This is a genomic window from Clostridium tunisiense TJ (genome assembly GCF_000300195.1).
Taxonomy (GTDB): Bacteria; Bacillota; Clostridia; order Clostridiales; family Clostridiaceae; genus Clostridium_J; species Clostridium_J tunisiense.
Window position 1 is genome coordinate 15,705 of the sequence record NZ_AMQH01000012.1, and the last position, 20,273, is coordinate 35,977.

The window sequence follows — 20,273 nt, forward strand, 5'->3', positions numbered from 1 at the left end:
TGATTTTAAATTATTATAAATACAACTTTGACAGAATTATTTATTTTAGACTTAGAGTACTTTTTTCAAATCTCTAAAGGAAATGAGCCACCTCTTAGTATGAGGATCTTCAATTTTATTTCTTATAGGACATTAAAATCTCTTACATGTAGTATGTGTTTTCAATAGAATTTCTATGTTTTTTTTATTAAATTTTGAGAACATAATTATAAAAAACTTTAGTTAGAAAAGTTTGGTAGACTTCTAATAACCTTGATAAGTTCTAATTATTAATAGTAAAATAGAAATAAGTATGACTGTAAGATAGGATGGTGAAAATGGAGCGAGTGATTCTACATGTAGATATGGACGCTTTTTTTGCAGCTGTAGAGGTTATGGATAATCCGACTCTCAAAGGGAAGCCAGTTATAGTTGGAGGTACTTCAGAAAGAGGAGTTGTAGCCACTTGTTCCTACGAGGCTAGAAAATTTGGTGTAAGGTCTGCAATGCCTACTTATATAGCAAAAGAAAAATGTCCACATGGGATTTTTATACACCCAAAACATTATAGGTATGAAGAAGTTTCCAATGAAGTATTTAAAATTCTCTATTCTATTACAAAAAAAATAGAGCCAGTTAGTATTGATGAGGCTTATTTGGATATAACTGATTTAAAAGAAAGCCCAGAAATAATAGCCTCTAAGATAAAATATAAGGTAAAAAAATCCTTAGGTCTAACAATTTCTATTGGAATCTCTTACAATAAGTTTTTAGCAAAGCTTGCTTCTGATTGGAATAAGCCTAATGGCCTTAAAATTATAAGTAGAGATATGGTTCCTAAGATTTTATTTCCTTTGACCTTAAGCAAGGTTCATGGCTTAGGGCAAAAGTCGGTAAAAAAACTAAATAATATTGGAATATTCAATGTGGAGCAGTTATATAATCTTCCCAAAGAATTATTTTATGAATACTTTGGAAAATTTGGTGGAGAAATATATGATAGAATTAGAGGAGAAGACAATCGACAAGTAGTAACCTTTAGGGAAAGAAAATCTGTTGGAAGGGAAACTACATTAAAAAGAAATACTCAAGATAAGGAAGAACTAAAATTGTATATTAAAGCTTTTTCTTCCCATATTGAGGAGTATTTGTTGGATAATAATCTCAGTGGAAAGACCCTAACCTTAAAACTTAAAACAGCTTCTTTTGAAAATCATACAAAGAGCAAAACCTTAAGTAAATACATTTCTTTAAAAGATGAAATTTATGAAGAAGGCTGTAAAATAATTGAAGAGTTAGAATTAAAAGAAGACATAAGACTAATTGGTATTTCTATAACTTCATTAATAACCAATGAAATTCAACAATTAACATTATTTTAAGTATGTATATAAGTTGTAACAGTATTCCTACATTACTTAATAAATTAAAAGCAATTTATATAAAAGAGAATGCAAAAATAGGCTTATTATTAGTGTAGTTTCTTTATGTCATTCTACTTATATTAGAGGAGAAAGTATTTTATTAATTCATAAATAAGGGCTTTATCATTAAAAATATATGGAACATGAAAATCTCCACATACTTTTAGTGATAAAGCCCATAAATTTATTGATTATTGATTGAAACCTTTATGAATAGCATGTCTTCTAGAAAGTAAGGTGAATAATATAAGAGCAAAAATCCCTCCAGTAATACCAGTTATAAGTTGGGGAGTGCTCATCATTATTGCAAGTTTAGCTAACACTTTTCCAGGAATGTTAACTCCAAACAAGGTAACTAACTTAGAAGCAGAAATACTTAGGAATAAATATTTGCCAAATGAACCAAGAAGAACACCTATGTAATTACCAAACTTAAACTTTGATACAGAATAAAATAGAATCACATAAATAATGTTACCCAAGATAATAAATGGAATGAATGGTGCCATAGGTGGAAGCAATTGTCCAACTGTCCAAGCAAGAATGGGTGTAAGAACACCTGTTAATGCTCCCCACTTTATACCACATAATATAGTTGTAAGGATCAAAATTGAATTTATAATTGGGCCAACTAAGAATTGATTAATTTGTGGAAAATTTCGTCCTAAGAATTGAATAACTATAGCTACGGCTAAAAGCATTGATGTTATTACAAGATTTTTTGTCTGTAGTTTTGGCATGGTTAACCCCCATTTAAAATTATTTATTTATTTTATATAGTAATATTATACATAAAAACCCTGAGTTTGGCTATTATGGGCATAACTAGATCTAATTTCATAAAACTTTAATTAAAGTAGATTTTTTATAAAGTTTACAATGGTTGAAGTTAAAAGTAAAAAATACTTATTCCAAATGTTAAATTTATACACTATAATAAAGTTATGCCGAAAATCAACATGATCTTCTAGTGTGAGCTAGAGTTATAAATATATGGTAATAGCTTGAGAATGGGAGTTAAGGATTCAACAAATAGTTTTAACTCATGAAAATAAATCATAATTAGGTTGTTTTTTAAAGCAATAAAGATTATAGAACTTACTTGGTATGAAAGAGGGGAAGAATATGAAAAATAAAGCGAGGTTTTACCAAATCCTATCGAGAATATTTATTGGATTTTTATTTATTGGTGGATTTGCTACTTTTGTGATATATGATAAAGGAATAAGTAGCACAGCTTATTATTTCACTGTGATATTAGCTTTGCTGTCAGCAGCTTTAGCTTACTATTTTCACAAAAAGTATAAAAGAACTATTAGTGTTATATTTCTTAAGGAGAACTGGCCAAATACCATAAAAAGAAAAGTTAATCTTGAAGATGTAAAAAAGTATTTTTCTTTTATAAAGAAAGAAAAACCGGATACTTATTTTATAGATGATCAAACTTGGACAGACTTAGATATGAATGATGTGTTTTTAAAAGTTGATAATAGTATAACAACACCAGGACAACATTTACTATATACCATTTTAAGGAGCCCATTATTTCAGGAAAGTAAACTTAAAGAAAGAGATAAGATAATTGAATATCTTAAAGCAAACACCAATACTAGAGAGAATCTTCAGGTTGCTTTATTAGATTTAGGAATGCAAAGAAATGGAAACATCCTAGAACTGTTTAATAAGGAAAAGGTTAATACAAAATTTAAGATTCTTTATGACTTTTTAGGAGTAATGCCTTTATTAATTTTGCCTTTTTATTTTGTGTATGGATCAGCAATACTGTTACCCTTTATAGCTATGTACTTTATTAATACCTATATTCATTATAATATAGGTAGAAAAATTGTTGATGGTGTTAATTCTATTTCGTATCTTGGGAATTTAATTGTAGTAAGTAAAGAGATAGCTAAAGATAATAATGAAGAACTGAAAAGTTATATTGAAGAGCTAAAACTTAACTTAAGAGATATAAAAGGAATTGGTAAGCACTCAATCAATATCAATAGGGTAGAGGGCTTGGATGTTATCGGAGATTATGTAAATGTACTGTTTTTAACTAAACTGCGTTCATATTACAAAGTTGTAGATAAAATTTATGATTACAATGAGAATATAAAAAATATTTATAGGATTGTGGGAGAATTAGATAGTTTAATCTCTATAGCCTCTTATAGAGAAAGGGCAAAAAGTTACTCAAAGCCTGAATTTGTGTACAAAGAAAATTCTTTAAAGTTAGTAGATGCAGTACACCCCCTAATTGAAAGTCCAGTTTCAAATTCAATTAGTATTGATAAAAGCGGTATTATTTTAACTGGGTCCAATATGTCAGGTAAATCTACTTTCTTAAGAACTGTAGCTATAAATGCACTCTTTGCTCAGACCATATATACTACCTTAACCAAAGAATATAAGGGAAGCATGTTTAAGCTTTTAACCTCCTTAAGCCCAGAAGATAGCGTAAAAAAGGGAAAGAGTTATTACTTGGGAGAAGCAGAAGCCCTTCTTCGAATTTTAAATTCCTTTGAAGAGGATATAACTACTCTTGCCATGATTGATGAGATATTTAGAGGAACTAATCCAGTAGAGAGAATTAGTGCTTCTGCTGAAGTGCTTCAGTATATATCTAAAAATAATGCTTTAGCCCTAGTTGCAACTCATGATTTAGAATTAACAGAGATGCCTAATGATAATTATCACTGCTATTACTTTAGTGAGGATGTAGATGATAAGGAAGGATTAAAATTTGATTATACTATTAAACCAGGAGTTTCTCCTACGAGAAATGCTATTAAGTTATTAAAATTTATTGGTTATCCTAATGAAATTGTAGAAGGAGCTAATGAGAGAATTAATAATCTAGTAAATAAGAAAATTCAAATATAATAAATGCAAGAGGGATAATATGAAATTTAATAAAGAAGAATTAATAGAAATCTTAAATGACTTAAAGTTAGAAGAAGAAATAGACTTGTTGGATATACCTCAATTGGATTTGTATATGGATCAGGTTATACAGTTATTTGAAAATAATCTTTCACATTCGAAGAGAAATAAGGAAGATAAACTTCTCACTAAAACCATGATTAACAATTATACGAAAGATAAGCTTTTAATGCCCGTTAAAAATAAAAAATATACTAGAAATCATGTGATTTTAATGATATTAATATACAACTTAAAACAAAGTCTTTCTATAAATGATATTAAAGTATTATTCAACAATATAGTAAGTAATCTTCAACAAGAGGAAAACTCACAAATAGACCTGATAGAATTCTATAATAAATTTATGAAAGTGAGAAAAGAGCAAATTATTAGTGAAGAGACTTTCTTGAATCAAATGATATGCAAAGTTGAGGAGGTATCAAGTGAAGGAGATAACAAAGATTACGAAAATATACTCTTAGCTGTGCTTACCTTAATAAATTCAGCAAACATTCAAAGAAGAGTTGCTGAGAAGATAATTGATAAGTATTTTATGTAGTCTTTATAAAATAAAAATTTCAAGAACAAGGTTAATTTGTTCATTTTGAAAAAAACTAAGGAAGTTCATAGAATAAGTTAATTTAAAACTTTAGTTTCCTATAGATTAGTAAATAAACAAAAATAAAGCTGTTTTAGTAAAGAGGGCTCTTGTATTAAGAGCCTAACACTAAAGCAGCTTTTTATGTTAATTAGGTAAAATAAGTTTTACAAGTTGTAAATGTAAAATTAAAACTAAAGACTTTTAAATAAAAAATTTTAATGAAAAATAAAAATAGTAATATTTTAATGTTTATTAAAATACTATTAATTATGGTAACAAAGTTTGGTGACCATAATTAATAAGAATCCATATGTAATTTAAAGTTTTTGAATATAGCTCTTATAAGCTTAAGAGTTATATATATTTTAAAATTATAAGGGGGTAAAAAAATGAAATCAAAAAAGTGGCTTAGCATGCTGCTAATAGCAACTATGGTGGGGACATCATCTCTTGCATTTACAGGCTGTAAGAAGGACAAGGCTCCAGAACCAAATTCCGGTACTGATAATAAACCAAGTCCAACAGAAACAGTAAAAAGAGATGAAAACCAATTCTTGAAATTAGTTTTCATTGAGCCAGAAACTCTTGATCCAAATGAAGCAGCAGATACAAGTTCTTTTACAGTAATTAATGCAACTCAAGAAGGTCTTGCAAGAGTTAAAGTTGTCAATGAAGAAGATAAAATAGAACCTGCTGGAGCTAAGAGTTGGGAGGTTTCTCCAGATGGATTGGTTTGGACTTTCCACTTAAGAGAAAACCATAAATGGAGTGACGGAGTACCAGTTACAGCACAACATTATGTAGACTCCTTCAAAAGATTGCTTGATAAAGATAAGGCTTTCCCTTATGCATATTTTGTATATGAAATAAAAGGTGCTAGAGCATACAACGAAGGCACAGGAAAGGCTGAGGATGTAGGGGTTGTTGCTAAGGATGATAAAACCTTACAGATAACCCTTGAAAGACCTACACCATATTTTGAGAAAAAACTAAACTTTACAGCCTTCTTCCCAATAAGACTTGATGTAATAGAAAAAGGTGGAGAGAATTGGAAGACTGATCATACAAAGCAAGTTTATTGTGGACCATATAAAATTAAAGATTGGGTAAGAAATAATAGTATTTCTTTTGAAAAGAATACAGACTATTGGGACGCTGAAAATGTTTACGTAAAAACAATAGAAATGAATGATATCCAAGAATTCTCAACTCAAGCTCAATTATTCGAATCTAAGGAATTAGATGTTACTGGAGCAAGACAAGAGTATATTGAAAAATGGACAGAAAAGGCTAAAAAGGGTGAATTTGTTGCAGGAGTTGGGGACGTAGCAACTTCTAACTATGTTGGGTTCAACAACGAAGGTGGACCAAGTGGAATAATGAAAAATAAAAAAGTAAGGCTTGCTTTTGCAATGGCTTTTGATAGAGAAGAGTATTTAAAAACATTACTTGGAAGATATACTCCAGCTTATGGGTGGGTACCAAAAGCTCTACACTCTAATAAAGATATATACAGAGATGTTACTAAAGAACAGTTAAAGGATATGGCAACAGAATATGTTAACAAGCCAGAAAAAATACAAACTTTACTTAAAGAAGGACTTAAAGAACTTGGAAAGGATACAAGTGACTTAAAGAACATAAAAGTTAAGTTTGTAACCTATGGTGATACTGCAGCTTCGAAACAATCGCAAGAGTGGTGGGAGCAACAGTTTGAAAAGAATTTAGGAATCGACTTACAAGTTGAAGTTTTGGGTAACTATACACTATGGAAACAAGCCATAGATGATATGAAATATGATATTATGACTTACGGTTGGGTTGGAGATTTTGACGATCCTATTAACTTCCTTGATATGTGGGTTTCTAATAGCGGAAATAATGGAGTTAAATTCAGTAATGCTGAGTATGACAAGATTGTTAAAGAACTTGATAATGAGGCAGATCCTGCAAAGAGATTAAAACTATATCAAAGACTTGAAGAAATATTAGTTAAGGAAGAGGCTGGTATAGCACCATTGTACTATGGTGATACAAGAAGATTCCTACAAAACTATGTTAAAGACTTTATGTATCCAAAGTTTGGGCCAACTTACGAGTGGAGATGGGCTTATACTGAGGGCAGATAGCAGCAATTGTATGCACATGGGTTCATTAGAAGCCATGTGCATTATTTAAAACAAGGGATTTACTTATTATAAAGGAGGGAAATTTATGGTTGGATATACAATCAGAAGATTTTTAGAAATGCTATTGACACTTCTTATCATAGCAACTGCTACTTTCTTTCTATTAGAAGCTGTACCTGGTGATCCACTAACTCAAAAGGTTCAAAAACTACCCCCAAACATAAAGGCCGCAATGTATGAAAAATATGGATATGATAAACCAGTAGGTGACAGATATATCAAAGCTATGGCAGGTATAATGAAGGGTGATTTTGGACAATCAATAGTTTACCCTGGGCAGACAATGAAAACCATAATAAAACAAAAACTACCTGTATCTGCAAGGCTTGGAATACAACAAATGGTGGTGGGATTAAGTCTAGGAATTTTACTAGGAATTTTAGCAGCTATGAAAAGAGGCACTTGGATTGATTACTCAATTATAACAACTGCAATATTGTTTATTTCTATTCCATCCTTTGTTTTTGCATTAGGACTTCAAAAAGTTTTTGCAGGAGAGCTTGGATGGTTCCCAGTAATAGGTTGGCCAAAGGGTAAAGACTTATGGTTTGGTGGTTGGAAGTATACCGTATTACCAACTTTAGCTGGTTGCTTTGGTTATATTGCAGGTTATTCTAGACTATTAAAAACATCCATGCTAGACATCATTAATCAAGATTATGTGCTAACTGCAAAATCAAAAGGACTTTCAGGAAAAAGTATTATTTTTAAGCATATATTAAGAAACTCAATGATTCCAATAATAACAAATCTTCCTTTAACTATAGCAATGTGTATAACAGGATCTTTCTTTATAGAGAGAGTATTTTCAATACCAGGTCTTGGACTTTATTATATAGGAGCGGTAAGTGGTCAAGATCTTCCAATAGTAATGGGTGAAACCATCATACTTACTGGAATTTATGTAATATGCTTATTTGTTACTGATATTTTATACCCAATAGTAGACCCAAGAATAAGAATTACAGGTGGAAAGAGATAGGAAGGGGGAAAGCTTACAATGGAAGAGTTAAAAAGAGAAGAATTTGAAGTTATTGGTTGTGATGATGCAGATGCAGATATGATTAATAGGCCCAATATAACTTATTTTCAAGATGCTTGGAGAAGGCTTAAGAAAAATCCAGTGGCAATGTTTGCTTTAGGATTATTAATTTTTTTAACTGTTATGGTTATAGTGGGACCCTATATCAGCGGGAAAGAGTTTCTAGTAGTGGATCCAAGTAAAAAAAATTTATCCCCATCTAGTGAGTACTGGTTTGGTACTGACATATTAGGAAGAGATTTATTTTCAAGACTTTGGCTCGGTGGACGAATCTCTATAGCTATTGGGCTTGTAGCAACTGCAATACAAGTAATCATAGGATGCTTTTATGGTGGAATAATGGCATACTTCGGAGGCTGGGTAGACGAAGTTATGATGAGAATCATAGAAGTTATCACTAGTATTCCTGGATTACTTTTAACCATATTAATGATGGTAGTTTTAGGAAATAGTATTGGAACTTTAATTATCGCACTAACTATTACTGCTTGGTGTGGAACTGCCAGAATGATAAGGGGACAATTAATGCAACTTAGAGAAAGTGAATATGTACTTGCCGCTCAAGTTTTAGGGGCTTCACCTACAAGAGTAATAGTTAAACACTTGATTCCTAATACCATTGGAGTACTTATATTAAATATTGCTTCAAGTATACCAGGTTATATTTTTGGAGAAGCTTCTTTAAGTTTCCTAGGTATAGGACTTCAACCTCCAAATACTAGCTGGGGTGTTTTAATATCCTATGGACAACAAGCGATGGAATTTTATCCATACCAATTAATATTCCCATGTATAGCGCTTTGTTTAACAGTTTTAGCCTTTAATATACTTGGAGATGGGTTAAGAGATGCCCTAGATCCAAGGCTTCGTCAATAATAGGAGGGATGAACTATGGAAAAACAATTAGTAGTAAATAATTTAAAAGTATCATATCATACCTATGCTGGTGAAGTACAATCTGTTAGGGGTATGTCCTTTGATGTAAACAAAGGAGAATGTGTTGCTATAGTTGGAGAATCAGGTTGTGGTAAAACAGTTACTTCAAAAGCCATAATGGGATTAATTCAATCTCCTCCAGGTGAAATAAAAAAGGGCAGTGAGATAATATTTAATGGAAAGAACTTATTGGAGTTTTCTGAAAAGCAGTGGGAGGAATTTAGAGGTGGAGAGTGTAGTATGATTTTCCAAGATGCACTAACAGCTCTGAACCCTACTATGAAAGTTGGCAAACAAATTGCAGAAAACTTAATTATTCATAGAGGCATGAAAAAAGAAGAAGCTATAAAAGAAGCTATAAAAATGTTGGATTTAGTTGGTATTCCTAATGCAGATAAAAGGGTGCAACAATATCCTCACCAATTCTCTGGAGGTATGAGGCAAAGAGTTATGATTGCCATAGCTCTAGCATGTAATCCAAGTATACTTATTGCGGATGAGCCAACCACCGCCTTGGATGTAACTATCCAAGCTCAAATCATAGATATAATAAAAAATCTTCAGCAAAAAATGGGAACTGCAGTAATTCTTATAACTCATGACCTTGGGGTAGTAGCAGACTTAGCTAATAGAATATTTGTTATGTATGCTGGAAAACTTGTTGAAAAGGGGACTTTTGAAGAGATATTCTATAGCCCTAAGCATCCGTATACTTGGGCTCTTTTGAAAGCAGTTCCAAGGCTTGATAATGATGAAAAGGAACAATTAGTATCTATCCATGGAACTCCACCGGATTTGATTGCACCTCCAAAGGGATGCGGATTTGCCCAAAGGTGCCAGTACTGCATGAAGATTTGTACAACCAAAGAACCACCAATTTTCAAATTTGGGGATGAGCATACTGCAGCATGTTGGCTTCATCACCCAATGACTCCAAAATTAGACTTACCTTTTGAAGTAGGAGGTGCTCTATAATGGATAAAAACAATAATCCAGTAGTAATGGAAGTAAAGAATCTAAAAAAGTATTTTAAAATTGGGAAAAAAGGTATATTAAAAGCTGTAGATGATGTGAGCTTTATTATAAGAGAAGGAGAAACCTTAGGACTTGTAGGAGAATCGGGTTGTGGTAAAACCACCTGTGGAAGGACTGCTATAGGAATGTATGCGAAAACAGAGGGGTCAGTTATTTACAAGGGTAAGGAAGTTCATTCTTTAACAGGTAAAGAAAAAAAAGTATTTTCTAAAGAAGTTCAGACAATATTTCAGGATCCATATGCATCTTTAAATCCAAGAATGACAGTAGGAGATATTATTGCAGAAGGCATTGATATTCATGGCATAGCAAAAAATTCAAAAGAAAGAATAGAAAGAATAAATAACTTATTAAAACTTGTAGGACTTAATAAAGAGCATGCAAATAGATTTGTACATGAGTTTTCAGGGGGGCAAAGGCAAAGAATTGGAATAGCAAGAGCTCTTGCGGTAGAACCGAAATTTATAATGTGTGATGAACCAATTTCTGCTCTTGATGTATCCATACAGGCTCAAATTGTAAATCTTCTTATGAATTTACAGAAAGAAATGGGCTTGACCTATCTATTTATTGCTCATGACCTTTCAATGGTTAAGCATATATCGGATAGGGTTGCAGTTATGTACCTTGGTGCTATGGCTGAACTTACTGAAAGTAAGGAACTCTATAAAAACCCACTTCATCCTTATACTCAAGCTTTATTATCAGCAATACCAATTCCTGACCCATATGTAGAGAGATCAAGACAAAGAATTATGCTAGAAGGTGATGTGCCAAGTCCAATAAATCCACCACCAGGATGTAGGTTTAGAAAAAGATGTAAATATGCAACTCCTAGATGCGCTGAAGAAATGCCACTTCTTAAAGAAGTTGGAGTGAATCATTTTGTAGCATGTCATCTATATTAATTAGTATAACTACTTTGATAAAACCTCACAAATTTTATAATATAGGAAGGTATAGCAATGGATAAAATTATAGATCTTATAAAGGATATAATAAAATCACTTATTGTAGGTTCCACTGTCTCTTTTGTTTTAGTAGTACTATCTGGAATAGGCAGTTTCTTATTTAGTCATGGCAATATAATAACAATATTAGATACAATAAAGAATACTTTGTTTTTTATTGGTGCCATGGGGTTGTTTGTTTGCGCAGGATTTATAGCTAAAAGAGAATCTAGAAGGCCCTTGAGAAATAAAAATGCATGGAAGGAACAATTTAAAGTAATTCACTTTCCTAGTGTAATTGGGATTATTGATATCACTATTTTATTTGCAGGAGTACTATTTGATAGAGTAATATTTTATTTGTAAAAGTGGCTGACTAAAATACCCTAGAAGTTTACAGGAAAATTTCTAGGGTATGTTACTGTAAACATTACAAATTAGAATTTTGAATTTTTACGATTATACCTGAACTAATAAAATACTATATAAGTTTTAATTAAGAAAAGAATTAGTGAAGATTATTTTTTAGAAGCTAGTTATAACTAGGGACAATATTACAATTATATATGCAAAGATTGTAAATTTATCAGAACTATGGCGATTATTCGTAAAAATATTTTACAATTAAAAACTAAAATAAATAAATCCTAAATATTTACTTTCTTTGCTGGTATTGCTATACTAAGGATATTGACAAATAGAAAATCAACTTTTTAGGAGGAAATAGAATGATTAATAAGGAAAGAATTACTAATGAGTTCTTAAAGTATGTACAAATTGATAGCCCAACTCAAAAAGAAGGTAAATTTGCCAAGTTTATTTCTGAAGAACTTACAAAATTAGGATTAGAAGTTTACATAGATGGTGCTGGTGAAAAAGTAGGTTCTGATACAGGAAATGTTATTGCAAAACTTAAAGGTACTAAAAATGTACAACCTATATTATTTAGCTGTCATATGGATACAGTTTCTCCAGGAGAGGGAATTAAACCTATAATAAAAGATAATGTAATATATAGCGATGGAACCACAATCCTTGGTGGAGATGACAAAGCTGGAATAGCAGCTATTTTAGAAGCTATAAAAGTAATCAAAGAAAACAACATAGAGCATGGACCTATTGAAATAGTATTTAGTATTTATGAAGAAGGTGGCCTTTTCGGTGCTAAAAACCTTGAATATGATAAGATAGCTTCAAAACTTGCCTTTGTACTAGATAGTGGCGGAGACATTGGAGAAATAGTAATAAAAGGACCAGCTCAAGATAAAATAGATGCAAAGATTATTGGTAAACCTGCTCATGCTGGAGTTGCACCTGAAGAAGGCATAAGTGCTATTCAAGTAGCTGCTTCTGCAATCAGCAAAATGAACTTATTGAGAATTGATGAAGAAACTACGGCTAATATTGGAATGATTAATGGGGGAAAAGCAACTAATATTGTTTGTCCTGAAATCATTGTAAATGCTGAAGCAAGAAGTTTAAATAGTAAAAAGTTAGATAAGCAAACTGCTCATATGGTACAATGCTTCGAAGAAGCAGCAAGGGAATATGGTGCAAAAGTAGAAGTAACTACTGAAAGAATGTATGGACCATTTATTGTAGCTGAAGATGATGAAGTTGTAAAGCTTGCAAAAAAAGCTTGCTCAAATATGGGAGTAACAACAAGCCTTAAAGCAACTGGTGGTGGCAGTGATACTAACATTCTAAACGGAAATGGAATTAAAGCTGTAAATTTAGCAATCGGAGAAAGAAAACCACACACATTAGAAGAACACCTAAGAATCGAAGATCTTGTAAAAAGTGCTAACTTAGTTATGGAAATAATAAAAGCAGTTGAATAAGTTATAAGAAATCTGAAAGCGTAAAGAAGAAAGCTCTTTACGCTTTTTATAATGTGTGAAAATTTCATATACTAATGCTCGGTAATGTGATCTTTAGTTGAAGGTAGAAAGCAAATATTCATATTTAATTGGATTAGACTTTTGGAGAAAGTTTCTGAAGAATAGTAAGACTGTTTTGTGAATAAACCTTTAGAGAGTCGAATATTTTTAGTCACGAAATAGTTTGTCATATTACCTTATAAGTGGTAATATAATAATGAAGTCAAAATATTAAGTAAATAGTTTTTAAAAGGGGGAAGACTTATGTTGTTAAATCAATTGACACAGACCTTTGGTGTAAGTGGCTATGAGAAAGAAGTAAGGGAAGTTATTAGAGAAGCTGTAAAGGATTATGCAGATGAAATAACTATAGACCCACTTGGAAATCTTATAATTTATAAAAAAGGTGTTGGGGAAAATAAGAAAAAAATAATGGCAGCTGGACATATGGACGAAATAGGTTTTCAAGTCATTAAAGTTGATGATAAGGGTTTAATAAAGGTAAGAGGTTTAGGTGGAATTCCTGTTCCAGCAACAGTTATGAATAGAGTTCAATTTAGAAATGGGACAATTGGAATAGTTTCTAGTACTGTTAAAATCGAAGATATTAAAAATGACATTAAAAAGTTATATATAGATATTGGAGCTCAGTCTAAAGAAGAGGCATTAAGGTATGTAAAAGTAGGTGATGTAGCTTCATATGTTGGAGAGTACTTAGAATTAAAAGATAGCAATGTTACTGGAAAAGCGCTAGATGATAGAATAGGCTGTTATATAATGATTGAGGCTTTAAAAAAAATAGAAAAACCTTATAATGATTTATACTTTGTATTTACAGTACAAGAAGAAGTAGGACTAAGAGGGGCAACTGTAGCTGCTGAGAGAATAAATCCAGATTTAGGAATAGCCCTTGATGTTACTGTAGCAAGTGATTTTCCCAATGCTCCTGAAGTAAGCAATAGCTTAGGTGGAGGAACTGCTGTTAAGGTATCAGATGGATCAGTAATATGCAATGAATATTTAGTAGAAGAAATGGTAAAATGTTGTGAAGAAAACAATATAAAGTACCAACTTGATGTAATTGATGGTGGTGGTACTGATGCAGGTGCAATAAACAGATCTAATTTTGGTGTAAGAGCAGCAGGCATATCAGTGGCTACTAGATATGTGCATGGGCCAAATTGTTTTGTCAATATGAAGGACACAGAAGCATCAATAGAACTTTTAAGTAAATATGTGAATAGAGAGTTTATATTTGAATAAAATCTAAAATAAATTTAAAAGGTTAGTAGGAAGACTACTAACCTTTTATTAATATTTCGAAAATTGGAAAGTGAAAGCAGGTAATTAAATACACAGGCATATTCATATAGCTAAGACTACAATAAGAAATGTTGCAGATAAATAAGTTTTTTGTTTTGGTATAATTTTAAAAGAAAAGTAATAATATTATAGTGTAGACAAAGATTACAGTATAAATGTTTATGTGGTACTAAGAAAAGTAGAGTTTATAAATGTTAGCAATGGAAATCTTAAAGCTGAATTTAAATAATAGAATTACTAAGGAATAAATGCTCTTGAAATTAGAGTGTTTATTCCTTAACTGTTTTTTAGGGTTTAGAATTTGATATAGTTTTAATTTTATGTTTAGGAGGATTACATGGAAAAAAATAATTATTTAAATTTGTTAAATGAGAGATTTAAAAGACACTTTCAGGTGAAAAGCAACCAACTTATTTTAGGAGAAAACATTGATATTTATGCAAGGTACAGCGAGACTACAGGGAGAACCTTCATAACGCAAAAAGATATTATTGATAAATTTGAGGTGAATGAATATTGTTTCATTAAGACATTAGAAGGAGCTAATTTGGATACTCTTCAAAGCTTTACTGAATTCTTAAAACTGTTAACTTTAGATTTTGTAAAACCACACAAGGAACATAGAAGCACAAATATAACAGGTGTGTTGGTTTGTGAAGAATCAATAAGTAAAGACATTGAGCTCTTTGTAAAGAAGTTTAAGTATAGTAAGTATTATAAGTTTTATTTGCAGGGATACAGTGATGTTAGATTAATAGTAGTAGATTTATCTAATAAAATTGCTGTGGCTAATAAAAAGGGAGAATCTGTTAAAAAGGTGTATTCACCTGCACCTTAAAATAAATTTATGAGGGGGCAATTATATGAATTCATTACTACTTATTCTTGGAGCTGTGATAATTTTTATTGTGGCTTATGTTACCTATGGAGCTTGGCTTGCGAAGGAATGGGGCATAGACCTAAATAGAAAAACACCAGCTCATACAAAGTACGATAATGTGGATTACGTACCAGCAGATGCTAAGGTTCTTTTAGGACATCATTTTTCTTCAATTGCAGGAGCAGGTCCCATTACAGGACCAATCTTAGCATCAATCTTTGGGTGGCTACCAGTGTATTTATGGATAGTTATTGGAAGTGTTTTTGTTGGTGGAGTTCATGATTTTGGATCTTTATTTGCGTCTATAAGGCACGAAGGGAAATCCATTGGGGAAATTATTCATACAACTTTAGGAACAAAAGGTAAGAAGCTATTTAATATTTTTGCTTGGGCAACTTTAATACTAGTTGTGGCTGCTTTTACGGATATTTGTGCTTCAACTTTTGCTTATAATCCTAATGATCTTACAGGAGCACAAGCAGGAACCGCATCTATATTATTTATATTTTTAGCTATGCTATTTGGTTTTTTTGTTTACAGAAAGGGTGCTAAACTAAGTCTTGCTACAGTAGCAGGGGTTCTGCTATTATTCATCTGCATTTGGATTGGATATAAATATCCATTTATTAAACTTTCAAAGATGGGATGGAATGTTGTACTTATAATTTATATCTCTTTAGCTTCTATACTACCAGTTTGGATACTGTTACAACCTAGAGATTATCTATGCTCTTTTCTATTATACGCAATGCTTGCGGGTGGATTAATTGGAATATTTGTTACACACCCAAGTATGGAAATACCTGCTTTTGTAGGATTTACAGTTAAAAATCAGACGTTATTTCCATTCCTATTTGTTACTGTAGCCTGTGGAGCGGTTTCTGGATTCCATGCTCTTGTAGGTTCAGGCACTTCTTCTAAACAACTAAATAAAGAAGGGGATGCTAAGTTTGTAGGTTATGGAGCTATGCTTATAGAAGGAATTGTAGCTGTTGTTGCTCTTATTGCAGTGGGATATGTAGCCAAGGCAGAAGGTACTCCAGCTAATATATTTGCAAACGGATTAGCATATTTTATGAATAGTTTTGGTCTTCCAGTTGAGATTGGAAAGGTTTTTGTTATTTTAGCTTTCTCAGCTTTTGCATTAACAAGTTTAGATACTGCTACAAGAATAGGAAGATATATATTCCAAGAGTTCTTTGATGAGGCTTCAGAGAAAACTAAAAAAGTAGGTCAAAATATATATGTATCCACCATAATTACTGTAGCTGCTTCTTGTATTATATTAGTATATGGATATTCAAAGATATGGCCAATTTTTGGCTCGGCCAACCAATTACTTGCAGCTCTTGCATTATTAGCACTAACCTCCTGGTTAGTAAGCATGGGTAAAAAACATGCCATGGTACTTTTACCTATGATCTTAATGTTCTGCGTAACTTTATCTGCTCTAGTACTACTAATCAAGCAGTATATATTTGGAGCAACAACTAATTTTATTCTTGGTATATTTGCAATTGTTTTATTAGTATTAGCTATTATTCTTTTAATAGAGGCATATAATGTGTTTATCAGAAAAAAGGCAATTAAGAAGTAGAATAGTCTATAGAATCACAGTATCTTTAAAAAAATAAAAAAATCGATATAACATTTCATTAAATTCAATCTAATTAGGATTAAAATGCAACTTTATAAATAAATCATAGCCCTATAGTTCTATAGTTAAGAAGTATAGGGCTTAAGCTTTTGTAATATTTGATTTTAGAGAAATTGTATTATGAGCTTTTATTATTTAATTTTACTGTAAAAGCTTAAAATGCCCAATTTCCATTTTGGAATACATAAGTTTCGTTTCCATCTGCACTTATTCCTGTAATAGATAGATCCTCAGTTCCTATCATGAAGTCTACATGAGCAAGAGAATAGTTTCCACCAGCTTTTTCTAACTCTTCTTCACTCATTTTTTCTCCATCCTTCATGCAAAGAGAATAAGCTCTCCCTATAGCTAAGTGGCAAGAAGCATTCTCATCATATAGAGTATTGTAGAAGATAATTCCACTGTTAGAAATAGGAGAATTATAAGGAACTAATGCTACCTCACCAAGATAATGAGAACCCTCATCTGTGCTAATTAAGTGTTTAAGAGTGTCATAGCCGCTTTCAGCAGTAAAATCTACAATTCTACCCTCTTTAAAAGTTATAGAAAAGTTATCTATGAGATTTCCACCGTAGTTAAGGGGTTTTGAACTATAAACTATACCATTAACACCAGTTTTCTTTGGCATTGAAAATACTTCTTCAGTAGGCATATTAGCAATAAATTCTACACCTTCCTCGTTATTTTCAGCTCCACCAACCCAAAGATGATTTTCAGGAAGTTCTAAATGAAGGTCGGTACCTTTTGCATTTTTAAAATGAAGAGTTTTAAAATTCTTAGAGTTCAAGTAATCCATTTTTTCTTTTAAGTTCTTTTTGTGATTTTCCCAAGCTAAAACTGGATCTTCCTGGTCTACTCTAACAATTTTAAATATAGCATTCCAAAGTTTTTCAATTGCTTCTTCCTTTGAAACCTCAGAGAATACTTTAGATGCCCATCCCTCAGTTGGAATTGAAACAATTGACCAAGAATTTTGATTGCTCATTAGTCTTGCATTAAACTTCTTCAGTGCTAATGAACGAGTCTTTTGAGCTTTAGCAATTCTATCTGGGTTTACATCCTTTAATAGCTCAGGGTTTGATGCAGAAATACTTAAGAAACCTGCACCTTGCTCAGCATAATGCATGAAGGAGTCTACTTGCCACTGAGGCATAGTTTCAAACACTTCTTCTGGAGCATTAATGAATCTAATTTTAGTTGAAAGTTCATCACTCCAGTGAACTATGACTTCTTTTGCTCCTGCTTTATAAGCTTCTTCCATTATCATTCTTGTAAAAGGAGCGCACTCAATAGGAGACATTATAACTAGAAGTTGATTCTGTTGAAGATTAATTCCAGTTTTCACAGCTAATGTGGCATATTTCTTTAAAAAATCTTTATTCATAAATTATACCTACTTTCTATGTAATACTTTACATTTATATTTTCACATAAATTTCAATAATTTACTAGAATGTTTATAAAATATTATAAAAAAATAAATAATAAATGTATTGAAATCTATATTTTTAGTGTATAATATAGATATAACGAAACGTAGTTAATAAAACTATGTGTTGGAGCTTTTTAAAATGGAGGTAAAGTATATGAAAAAATTTAGAGAACCTGTTAGTGGATTTACACATTTATTTGGAGCAATTGTTTCTTTGGTAGGATTAATTGCCCTTTTGTACAAACAACTTACCATAGGTAGGTATACTAGCTTTAGCCTTGTATCTTCCATGATTTTTGGATTAAGCCTAATATTTCTTTACACAGCAAGTTCAACTTATCATTTAGTTATTTCGAAAGAAGGGGTAATTAGATTTTTAAGGAAATTGGATCATTCTATGATATTTGTTCTTATTGCTGGAACATACACCCCAATTTGCTTAATAGCTCTTCAGTCATATTGGAGATGGGGAATTTTCTTCACAATTTGGGGCCTTGCTATTATGGGAATAATTTTTAAGTTGTTATGGATAGATTGTCCATCTTGGTTATCAGCAACATTATATGTGGGAATGGGATGGCTTGCCATAGTTGCATTCTCTCCACTTTCAAAGGTTCTTGATCCAGCAGGGCTCTTGTATTTAGTGCTTGGAGGAATATTATATACTGTTGGTGCTGTAATATATTGCCTAGAGAAAAGAAACAAAAAAAGAACTTTCGGTGCTCATGAGATTTTTCATATATTTGTGTTGCTTGGAAGTCTAAGCCATTATTGGTTAGTATTCAGATACATTATTACATTAGTATAAAATTATTATAATAGGAATTTTGATTTTATATACTGTACTCAAATAACTAAAAACTTCTAAGATTTCATATTTACATTTGAATCTTAGAAGTTTTTAGTGTAATATAATATAAAACATGTTGAAATATAATTGGAAATAATAAATTTATTTACTTATTGAAAAATATGGAAAAATCAATTATAATCATCTATACAGTAGACATTAGAATATTTATAATTTATTAGGATTAGTTATGGCATATTTTAACTAAGATATGTACAGGCCTTTAATGGTCTTTTTTTATAACCTTTTTTATAGAACTAATAATAATTTTTAAGTAATAAATAACTAAAGTTTAATAAGAATGAGAAATCGGTTTTTTTGGTAATAATTATATAAAATATGGAAACTCTATTTATAAAGTAATTAAATCTTTACGTTAACGGTGAGTACTACAGTTATAGGAGGGCATATATGGGAAAGGTAGATGAGAGATTATTAGAGTTAGAAAAGCGGATAGAAGAGGTAAGAGAAATATTAAATGAAGCTTGTATAACTTCAGAAGATGAACAAAAAACACTTTTTATTAGTCAACTTTTAGATGACCTAATTGTAGAATACTTCAAAGTTGTGGAAGAAGATAAGACACTAAGAAATAAATAGATGATATATTTAAATAAAGCCGTATACCAATTTTAAAATTGATATACGGCTAATTTTAAATTCTAGCTTTGCTGGTTAGAAGAGTTTTGCTTGTCATTGGACATTCCTTGAGATTTAGTATTTTTAGAGTCGCCTTGCTGTCCTTTTGATGAGTCTTGATTATTACTTTGGTTCATCATTCCACCATTAGAAAAGCTTTGGCTTAAACTCGATATAGCATCTGGAAGTTTATTCATTAACTGTTCCATATTGCTTTTTTCATTAACAGGAAGCATTGATACGGAATCATTTTCAATAACCATCACAGCATTAGTAGTAACTCTTGCACCTAATCCAGTACCACTAGTGGCATTATTTGCATTGTTAGAGCTATTGTTTTGCACTTTAGTAGACATACCAGTGCTACCATAGCCCATGGTTACTGACATAACTGGAACTAGGGTTTTGTTACCTACTGAAAGTGGAGTACCTAGTACTGTATCAGTACTTACAAAATCGTGAAGATCTGTGAATAAAGTATCCATGTTATTTGTAAATGTTGTGTTTTCGCTCATATCAAATATCCTC

The 20,273-nt window shown here is 31.4% G+C and carries 18 protein-coding genes; 15 read left to right on the forward strand and 3 right to left on the reverse strand.

Translation table 11 applies throughout. From position 1 onward, the window contains the following. Window positions 1-317: 317 nt before the first annotated feature. Window positions 318-1,361, forward strand: a complete 1,044-nt coding sequence (locus C661_RS0111820; protein ID WP_017415527.1) for a DNA polymerase IV — start codon at window positions 318-320, stop codon at window positions 1,359-1,361. Window positions 1,362-1,594: 233 nt separating this feature from the next. Here the strand turns inward: C661_RS0111820 and C661_RS0111825 are convergent, their stop codons facing one another. Then, a complete protein-coding gene (locus C661_RS0111825) occupies window positions 1,595-2,143 on the reverse strand; it encodes an ECF transporter S component (protein ID WP_017415528.1) in 549 nt (182 codons plus the stop codon). A 385-nt stretch (window positions 2,144-2,528) separates the two neighbouring features. Here C661_RS0111825 and C661_RS0111830 point away from each other — a divergent pair, with 385 nt between their 5' ends. The 12 genes from C661_RS0111830 to C661_RS0111885 all read left to right on the forward strand — a co-directional run bounded on the left by C661_RS0111830 (window position 2,529) and on the right by C661_RS0111885 (window position 16,764). Then, entirely contained in the window at window positions 2,529-4,289 is a 1,761-nt protein-coding gene (locus tag C661_RS0111830) for a MutS-related protein (protein WP_017415529.1), read from the forward strand. Window positions 4,290-4,308: 19 nt separating this feature from the next. Continuing rightward, entirely contained in the window at window positions 4,309-4,890 is a 582-nt protein-coding gene (locus C661_RS0111835; RefSeq protein WP_017415530.1) for a DUF1836 domain-containing protein, read from the forward strand. Between the two features lie 431 nt (window positions 4,891-5,321). After that, complete coding sequence (locus tag C661_RS0111840) at window positions 5,322-7,061, forward strand: peptide ABC transporter substrate-binding protein (RefSeq protein ID WP_017415531.1); 1,740 nt, start codon at window positions 5,322-5,324, stop codon at window positions 7,059-7,061. Between the two features lie 85 nt (window positions 7,062-7,146). Continuing rightward, the gene (locus tag C661_RS0111845) at window positions 7,147-8,103 is read left to right on the forward strand and encodes an ABC transporter permease (RefSeq protein ID WP_017415532.1); all 957 of its coding nucleotides are present in this window, start codon (window positions 7,147-7,149) and stop codon (window positions 8,101-8,103) included. An 18-nt stretch (window positions 8,104-8,121) separates the two neighbouring features. After that, window positions 8,122-9,039 (forward strand): ABC transporter permease, encoded by a 918-nt coding sequence (locus tag C661_RS0111850; protein WP_017415533.1) that lies wholly within the window; start codon window positions 8,122-8,124, stop codon window positions 9,037-9,039. 15 nt (window positions 9,040-9,054) lie between these two features. Then, window positions 9,055-10,074, forward strand: a complete 1,020-nt coding sequence (locus C661_RS0111855; protein ID WP_017415534.1) for an ABC transporter ATP-binding protein — start codon at window positions 9,055-9,057, stop codon at window positions 10,072-10,074. Next, window positions 10,074-11,042 (forward strand): ABC transporter ATP-binding protein, encoded by a 969-nt coding sequence (locus C661_RS0111860; RefSeq protein ID WP_017415535.1) that lies wholly within the window; start codon window positions 10,074-10,076, stop codon window positions 11,040-11,042. Before C661_RS0111855 ends, C661_RS0111860 begins: the two co-directional genes overlap by 1 nt. Window positions 11,043-11,099: 57 nt before the next feature. Next, the gene (locus C661_RS0111865; RefSeq protein ID WP_017415536.1) at window positions 11,100-11,450 is read left to right on the forward strand and encodes a hypothetical protein; all 351 of its coding nucleotides are present in this window, start codon (window positions 11,100-11,102) and stop codon (window positions 11,448-11,450) included. Between the two features lie 362 nt (window positions 11,451-11,812). Next, window positions 11,813-12,925, forward strand: coding sequence for a M20/M25/M40 family metallo-hydrolase (locus C661_RS0111870; protein ID WP_017415537.1), 1,113 nt, complete (start codon window positions 11,813-11,815; stop codon window positions 12,923-12,925). 303 nt (window positions 12,926-13,228) lie between these two features. Next, entirely contained in the window at window positions 13,229-14,227 is a 999-nt protein-coding gene (locus tag C661_RS0111875; protein ID WP_017415538.1) for a M42 family metallopeptidase, read from the forward strand. Between the two features lie 397 nt (window positions 14,228-14,624). Further along, on the forward strand, window positions 14,625-15,125 hold the full coding sequence (locus tag C661_RS0111880; protein WP_017415539.1) for a DUF8052 family protein: 501 nt from the start codon (window positions 14,625-14,627) through the stop codon (window positions 15,123-15,125). A gap of 25 nt (window positions 15,126-15,150) precedes the next feature. Next, a complete protein-coding gene (locus C661_RS0111885; protein WP_017415540.1) occupies window positions 15,151-16,764 on the forward strand; it encodes a carbon starvation CstA family protein in 1,614 nt (537 codons plus the stop codon). A 214-nt stretch (window positions 16,765-16,978) separates the two neighbouring features. Here C661_RS0111885 and C661_RS0111890 read toward each other — a convergent pair whose 3' ends face one another. Then, entirely contained in the window at window positions 16,979-18,208 is a 1,230-nt protein-coding gene (locus tag C661_RS0111890) for an aminopeptidase (RefSeq protein WP_017415541.1), read from the reverse strand. A 202-nt stretch (window positions 18,209-18,410) separates the two neighbouring features. On the opposite strand from C661_RS0111890, the gene trhA reads away from it, so the two are divergent. Together trhA and C661_RS0111900 are read left to right on the forward strand one after the other, a co-directional pair. Beyond that, on the forward strand, window positions 18,411-19,064 hold the full coding sequence (trhA, locus tag C661_RS0111895; RefSeq protein WP_017415542.1) for a PAQR family membrane homeostasis protein TrhA: 654 nt from the start codon (window positions 18,411-18,413) through the stop codon (window positions 19,062-19,064). A gap of 453 nt (window positions 19,065-19,517) precedes the next feature. Continuing rightward, window positions 19,518-19,706 carry an aspartyl-phosphate phosphatase Spo0E family protein gene (locus tag C661_RS0111900; RefSeq protein WP_017415543.1) on the forward strand — a complete coding sequence of 63 codons (189 nt, stop codon included), beginning with the start codon at window positions 19,518-19,520 and terminating at the stop codon, window positions 19,704-19,706. A 62-nt stretch (window positions 19,707-19,768) separates the two neighbouring features. On the opposite strand, the gene C661_RS21800 is transcribed toward C661_RS0111900, so the two are convergent. After that, the gene (locus tag C661_RS21800; RefSeq protein ID WP_017415544.1) at window positions 19,769-20,260 is read right to left on the reverse strand and encodes a GerW family sporulation protein; all 492 of its coding nucleotides are present in this window, start codon (window positions 20,258-20,260) and stop codon (window positions 19,769-19,771) included. Between the last annotated feature and the right edge of the window lie 13 nt (window positions 20,261-20,273).